The organism is Streptomyces sp. NPDC017943 (assembly GCF_044328425.1).
Classification (GTDB): Bacteria; Actinomycetota; Actinomycetes; order Streptomycetales; family Streptomycetaceae; genus Streptomyces; species Streptomyces djakartensis_A.
Genome location: NZ_JBIRHH010000042.1, coordinates 1 through 6,815, shown reverse-complemented (window position 1 = coordinate 6,815; position 6,815 = coordinate 1). Strand labels below are relative to the sequence as shown.

Annotated in this window: 4 protein-coding genes and 3 pseudogenes; 4 read left to right on the top strand and 3 right to left on the bottom strand. The window is 65.6% G+C overall.

The features are described from left to right. Positions 1 to 257: 257 nt before the first annotated feature. Positions 258 to 488, top strand: a pseudogene (locus tag ACH4C6_RS35545) (helix-turn-helix domain-containing protein); the annotation flags it as partial. 104 nt (positions 489 to 592) lie between these two features. Then, positions 593 to 1,127, top strand: a pseudogene (locus ACH4C6_RS35540) (transposase); the annotation flags it as partial. A gap of 351 nt (positions 1,128 to 1,478) precedes the next feature. Here ACH4C6_RS35540 and ACH4C6_RS35535 read toward each other — a convergent pair. Further along, positions 1,479 to 2,706 (bottom strand): annotated as a pseudogene (locus ACH4C6_RS35535) (IS701 family transposase). A gap of 326 nt (positions 2,707 to 3,032) precedes the next feature. Between ACH4C6_RS35535 and ACH4C6_RS35530 the strand changes: the two are divergent. Next, on the top strand, positions 3,033 to 3,383 hold the full coding sequence (locus tag ACH4C6_RS35530; protein WP_398112736.1) for a transposase: 351 nt from the start codon (positions 3,033 to 3,035) through the stop codon (positions 3,381 to 3,383). Between the two features lie 135 nt (positions 3,384 to 3,518). Here the strand turns inward: ACH4C6_RS35530 and ACH4C6_RS35525 are convergent, their stop codons facing one another. Beyond that, the gene (locus ACH4C6_RS35525; protein WP_398112735.1) at positions 3,519 to 4,646 is read right to left on the bottom strand and encodes a ParB/RepB/Spo0J family partition protein; all 1,128 of its coding nucleotides are present in this window, start codon (positions 4,644 to 4,646) and stop codon (positions 3,519 to 3,521) included. Then, on the bottom strand, positions 4,643 to 5,905 hold the full coding sequence (locus ACH4C6_RS35520) for a ParA family protein (protein ID WP_398112734.1): 1,263 nt from the start codon (positions 5,903 to 5,905) through the stop codon (positions 4,643 to 4,645). The genes ACH4C6_RS35525 and ACH4C6_RS35520 overlap by 4 nt, the downstream gene beginning before the upstream one ends. Before the next feature lie 528 nt (positions 5,906 to 6,433). Between ACH4C6_RS35520 and ACH4C6_RS35515 the strand changes: the two genes are divergently transcribed. Continuing rightward, positions 6,434 to 6,748, top strand: a complete 315-nt coding sequence (locus tag ACH4C6_RS35515) for a transposase (RefSeq protein ID WP_398112733.1) — start codon at positions 6,434 to 6,436, stop codon at positions 6,746 to 6,748. Positions 6,749 to 6,815 lie beyond the last annotated feature (67 nt).

Genomic DNA, 6,815 nt, shown 5'->3' with positions numbered 1-6,815 from the left:
GACATCAAGCATGGAAGGATACGGAACCAACGAAGCCCCCCGGCCGTCGGCGTGTTGAGTGAGATCACCACACCAACGACGAGGGGCTTCGTCACGTCACCCCACCTGACCAGCCCACTTCATCCCCACGGCACAAGATGAAAGAGGTTCACTGAGGACTTCGGGTTGTCGTCGGATGGTGAGGGTTCTTGATCCTTGCGGTATGCCGGTGAGGTGAGGTATCCGGAGGGCGGGGCGGCCTGACCGCTGAGCGTCGGATGTTTCGTGAAGGGATTCGGCTTCAGGCCGGGCAGAGGTTCGCCGCTGGTGAGAAGACGGCGGTGATCGCGAGGGATCTGCGGGTGAGTGTGAGGTCGGTGGAGCGCTGGCGTCGTGCCGGACGTTGCACCCTGGCACGGGTTCAGACGGGGATCCGCCGACCTATGCGGGTGAGCCTGTCGGCGGCGACAGTTAGGCGGCTGCTAGAACGGCACGGCAGATCCTGGCAGGCACCCGCGCGCACAGCATTGGAGCGTGACGAGCGCGCGGTGGAGTTGTGGAAGAGGGAGGTGTGGCCGCAGGCAAAAGACTTGCGGCGGTGTCCGGCGCCTGGATGGACTTCGAGGACGAGGCCGGCTCCTCGATGGCTCCTCCCCCGTGCCCGCACCTGGGTTCAGCGCGGGCAGACCCCCGTCATCCGCGTCCGCGGGCGATCCCGCCGCCGGACCCCGGTCACCGCCGTGTGCTGCTACAACCCGGTGAGAAGAGCCGCCTCGTCCACCGTCCTCGCACTCCCCTCCGCCTCAAGGGCGCACGCAGAAGCTTTTCCCTGCAGGACTACCGTGACCTGCTGGTCCGCACGCACATCCAACTCGGCGGGCCGATGGTGGTGGTCTGGAATAATCGCAAAACTCACCTGCTCGCCGGGCTGAAGTGGTACGAGGCCGACCACGCCTGGCTCACCACCGTCCGCCTCCCGCCCTACGCACCTGACCTCAATCCTGTCGAGATCGTCTGGTCGCTGGTCCCCAGAGCGATGTCCAACATCGCCTTCGCCACATCGCGACCTCGACCGCACCCTTCGCCGCGAGTTACGCAGGATCCGGCTCCGCCCCCTGATCGACGGCTGCCTCACCGCCACAGGTCTGTATACCACCCATCGACCCCACCATGAAAAACTAGTACTCCAGCAGCGTTTCGCTGTCTGGCCTGGTCAGAGGCGTCGTCGGGAGTGTGGTTGGCTGCTGGCACGTCAGGGGCGGTCTTGCCGGACCGCCCCTCCAACAATGACATTGTCTTCGGTAGTGACAGTGTCGGGCCACGGCCTGACGCCTAAAGGCTGTTGCACAACGGCCAGTTGATCTTCCAGGTCTCCTTCCTGAGGCGTTCCAAGACGGCAGGAAGGCGGGCATAGTCGGGCAGCTGACCTTGCTGTCAATGGCTGGATCTGAGCGAGATCGCCGTTGTGTAACAGCCTTTAGGTCGCCATCGCGACCAGCTCAGGACATGGATGCGAAGTGGCGGGCGGGGCAGGTGTGCAGGGCCAGTTGCCAGGAGTCGGCGGACTTCTGCCACGGCGAGCGGAACCAGGGTGGAACCGTTTCTGCGTCCCTCTTTGACGGCGCGTCTGCCGCCGTGGCCACGAGAAAGGCATACGCGAGCATGGCCAGGGTGATGTGCCTCATCCAGCCGACGTAGCGGCGGACCTCGTACTGGTCCAGGCCGCGATCGTTCTTCGCGGCCTGGAAGCATTTCTCGATCGCCCACCGCCGCCCGGCAACGCGTACGAGCCGGTCGACGCCGGTGCCCACCGGCGCGTATGCGAGGTAGTAAGCGATCTGATCGGGTCTGCTGATACTGCGCCGGGCCAGAGTCCAGCGGTGACAGGCGGGCCGCTCACCGTCGAAGTCCTCGATCGCCGGGAGCTGGACAGCCGCCCAGTCATAGACGGGCCGGCCCTTGGCGCCGTCGCCGCACGAACGTTGCTCCCATGCCTCATCCGGTGTCTGGCTGAAGAGATAGTCGATCCGGCCGAAGCGGCGCCGGCTGGGACTTCGGGACGGCGAGCACGTAGCCGACTGCGGCTTCTTTCAGCATCCGGCGTAAGCGCCACTCCTGGCTGTAGACGGCATCCGCGGTCACCCGCGCGATCGGCAGCGGGGCGAGTGCGCGCAGCACCATAGCCCTGGCCAGCTCTGGTTTGGTGGCGAGGCCCCTCTAAGGAACCTTGGCGGCGCGGCAGCGTTCGCGATCGTCCGTCCATGACGTGGGCAGATATAGCTCGCGGTCCACCAGGGCGCGTCCGCGGGTGTTGACGTAGGCGGCGAAGACGCCGATCTGACAGTTCTCGGTGCGGCCGGCGGTGCCGGAGTACTGGCGCTGCACCCCGGCGGAGGTCGTGCCCTTCTTGACGAAGCCAGTGTCGTCGAGGATGAGGACTCCGTCGGCCTCACCGAGTTTGTCGGCGACGTATGTCTGCAGGTCGTCGCGGACGTCGTCGGCGTTCCAGGTGGCTCCGTTCAGTAGCCGTTGCAGGCCATCGCGGGTGCGGTGGCCTGCGTGTTCGGCCAGCTGCCAGCCGATTTTGCGGTTGACCGGGCCGAGCGGGGCGCGGACGTGGTCACGCATGCGGCGTCGCAGGCCGGCGCGGCCGAAACGGTGGCCGATGCGCAGGAAGAGGTCGTCGAGTTCATGGCCCCAGGTCGCGTCGGCAAGGTCGTCGACCACGTGGGGAGGCTGCCCTCATCACCACGCAGATAGTTCTCGATGCCAGTCGTTGGAGGGGTGCTCCGGCAAAGACCGCCCCTGACGTGCCAGCAGCCAACCACATTCCCGACGACGCCTCTGACCAGGCCAGATAGCGAAACGCTGCTGGAGTACTAACGAACTCGTGCACCGTAAGCGGTGAGACGTCGAGCCCTGATCGTCGATCATGGTCGTGTGGTGGGGAACGCGTCTCGTGCAGCGATCATCGACGACCGGAGGACCACGGGCCTGTCGGCCGACGTGATCGCTGAGCTCGTGGCCGAGTCAGGCGCTATGGCTGCGCGGACATCACCCATGCCCGCCAGTTCGGGCTGGTCAAGCTCTTGGCCGACGGTCCCGCCGTGGCGATCCTCGCCGATGCCGGCTACCAGGGCCTGGGTGCCCAGAACGGCGGACGTATGTTGACACCGCCGCATCGCAAGTTCAAGAAGAAACCTCCGGACTGGTACGAGGAAATGCATGAGCGGCAGCGCAAGGCACACTCCTCGCGACGTAAACGGGTCGAGCACGGCATCGCGCACTTGAAGAACTGGCGGGCACCGAGCCGCCGCGAGCACATGAGCGATACCGTCCGTGCCGTCGCCGGTCTACTGTCCCTTCAGCAGACCGCGGACCTGACGTCGGCGCGGCCGATGTGAGCACCAGGCCCCACCGCCATCCTCGCCGTCCCCCTGCCAACCATGCACTATGGGCCGAGCAGGAACTACGCACCACTCCCCCACCGGCCCGGCTGCGTTACCCCGCGAGCCGGGCCAGTGGTGTCGTCGTCCGATTCACTCGGCTGGCGCGGGACCGGACTGGGTTAGTTCGCGCAGGAGCTCAGCCAGACGCTGTGCATCACGATTGGCCGCCGCTGCGCTGAGAAAGCGCAGGAGCGCGAAGAAGCTGTCGTCGCTCTCGACCTTCTTGTCCAAGAGCATGGCGAGACTTCCCGGCTCGTCATACGGAACTTTCCGGACGCTGCCCTCGGCCACGTCCGTACTTACTCGCGGGGGTACTGGCGTGTCGGTCCGTGGCTCCGACACCACCTGCGGCAGCGGGCGGTCCGTCTCAGGCTCGGGGGCCTCTTGTACGGCGTTGGGCGCGGCGCCCTCTATTACGCGGTAATAGCCGTTGGCTTGGTCCACTCCCCCGTGCTGCCCGGCATCACCGGTCTCCGCTGCCCTATCGTTGCGTTGGCGCCTGTGTTCAGCCTCCCTCTGTGCACGCTCCTCCTTGAGCGCTTGCAGGGCGGCCTCTTGCTCTTCGGCCGGCTTGTTCCCTACGGCGCGCAGGAGCTGGATCGGTTCCTGGTGGATTCTGGCCTGGAGTTCGGGAGTGAGGTTGAGCAGGGCGAGTCGCTGGGACACCCATCCCTGGGAGCGGTGGAGGCGTTTGGCCAGAGCGGTCTGGCTGCCATGGATGGCGAGGAGCCTTTGCAAGGCGCGGGCTTCGTCCAATTCCTCGAGGTCTTGGCGGTGGATGTTGGCGACGAGTGCGGATTCGAGTAGCTCCTCAGAGGTGCTGCCTTCGTCGTCGCTGACCATGACCTTGATGGTGGCGAGGCCCGCTTCGCGGGCGGCAGCGAGGCGGCTGCTGCCGTCGATGACGACGTGGGTGGTGTCGCGCTCGAGGTCGCCTTCGCGTTCGGGATTCGCTTTGAGGTAGGCGTCGCGGTTCATGACCGTGATCGCTTGCTTTTGGCCGTGGGTTTTGAGGCTACCTGCCAGGTCCGTGAGGTCACCGAGTCGGGAGCGAGGGTTGTCGGGGTTGAGACTGATGCGATCCGACGGCAGCTCGGTTGGCGGGGCGACACCGTCGGTGGGTACGCCGGTGGCTGCGGCCACGGCCTGCCGACGAGCGCTGACCGGGCGCGTTCCGCCACCGAACCGGCCTGCGCCCAGTTGATCTGCCTTGCTCATGCGATCTCCCTGGCCAGTGCGCGCATCCCGATGGCCTGCTGCGATTTCGGGGCGTAGGACAGCAGTGGCTGCTTCATGCGGACTGCTTCTTTCTGTTCTTTGAGATCCCCGATGAGGCCGACGACTCGAGGGTCCTTTATGTCGACCCAGCCTTGCAGTGAGGAAGTGGCGATGTAGCCGCGGCGGGAGTCGTAGAGGTTGACGACGATGCCGAGGTAGTCGACGTCGATCTGTAGGTCGTCGCGGAGGTCGTCGATCTGTGTGGTGAGGAGGTCGTAGGCGTCTGCGGAGCTGTCCTCGGCCTGGACGACGATAAGTGCTCCGGACTGGCCGGGACCTTCGGACTCGCGGCGGCGGCCGTAATAGGAGGCGGCGTCCATACTGAGACCGAGGCTGGGCGGGCAGTCGACGAGGATGACGTCGTAGTCGGCTTCGAGGGGTGCGAGTGCCCGCTCCAGGGCTGCTTCCCTGGCGCGGACTGCTGACAGTCGCACGTCAAGGAGGAAGGCGTCGTTGCAGGCGGGCAGGAGGTGAAGCCGGCCGTCGAAGTGCTCGCTATCGATGGAGACGACGAGATCGCGGAGGTCGCCCTTCGGGTCGCCGGCCATGTGGTTGGTGAGGCTGTCACCGTTCATAGGCAGCGGGCTGGCGCCGAGCTGGTTGGTGAGATGGCACTGGGGGTCGAAGTCCACGAGAAGAACGCGGAGCCCGAGCCCGGGCAGGTTTTCGATCTCAAGTGGATCGACGTCCTGCTGATCTTCGGTCGGGGTGTTGCTGGCGCGGAGTGCCTTGGCGAGTGCCTTGGCCATCTGCACGGCATGCAGGGCGTTGGGGTTTTCGGCGAGGGCTTCGCCGAGACCGGCCGTGATCGCTGTCTTGCCCACGCCGCCCTTCTGGTTGCAGACGATGATCCGTCGGGTCACCTCAGGGCGTTCGATGTTGGGTGCCGGGTTGGTGTCGAGCCAGAGCTGAATTGACTGGGCAAGTCCCTGGATCAAGGAGACGCCGCGGTCCGCGACAATTTGGCGGAACTCCTCCCACTGGCCCGGTGGGAGGAAGGTGGAGAAGGAGTCGGCGCCTGCGGTGTCCACGGATGCTGTGGCGGAAGCAAGACCGCACCAGTCTCTGATGCCTTGTTCGACCGCTGCCTGGATCTCGATGCCGTGCTGTGCTGCCCTGACCTTCAGGTTCTGCCGGAGCCAGCCGGGCAGCTTGGATACGACTTTCTCGCGGTCGCTGGAGGTGGCTGGTGAGTTCATGTGGACACCTTACTAACGTTGGCGACCTCTAGTGGCATCGACACGTTAGTAAGCATGCCATCGCGGGGGTGTCATGCAACCATTACGCGGTAATAGCTCACCGTCATGACGTGGGGGAGAGGGAGCTATTACACGGTAATAGTTGGGCTTCGCGGTGGCTGCCAGGGCCTCGCGCGGGCCCCGCAGCTGACTCACTCAGACGCTAGTAGTGCGTTGATTGGCCGGGGGCGTGGCCGTTTGATCGGGCGTGTCGTTGACCGGGTGTGCTGGGGTGGGGGTTGGTCGCGGTCCGGTGCGATCTAGAAGATGTCGCGGCAGAGAGGATCGAGTCGTTCTCGCGGGCGGATCAGCGCCGGTGGCGTGTCATGTCCACCTCAAGGGCCTGCTGCCGGATGGTCGGCGCAAGTCGGCGGAGCCGATGGCCGCCCAGCTGGGCGAGGACGGCAACCGGCAGGCTTAGGCGAACTTCATCACCAGCCCGTGGGACGCGGCGCATGTCCGGTCTCGCTTGCCTGGCGGAAGCAGCACGTGATCAAGCCGACCGTGCTGATCGTCGACGACACCGGATTCCTCGAGGTCGGGGTCGGGGTCGCCTGCATGGCCCGGCAGTACACCGGCACGGCGGGCAGGGTCACCAGATGCCAGGCCGGAGTCTCGCTGCACCTGGCTTTCGACGCGGCGTCGGCAGCCGTCGACTGGTGCCTGGTCGTGCCTGAGAGCTGGGACCTCGCCTCGCCGAAGGCTGATCCGACCAAGGCGGCCCGCCGCACGAACTGCGGCATCCCCGAAGAGGTCGGTCATGTCGAGAAGTGGCAGCTAGGTCGTGTCTCTTTGATGGGTTGATCAGTTGATCGGATGTGCCTGTCCGATTGATGATCACCGATGCGATGTGGGACCGGATCGAGCCGCT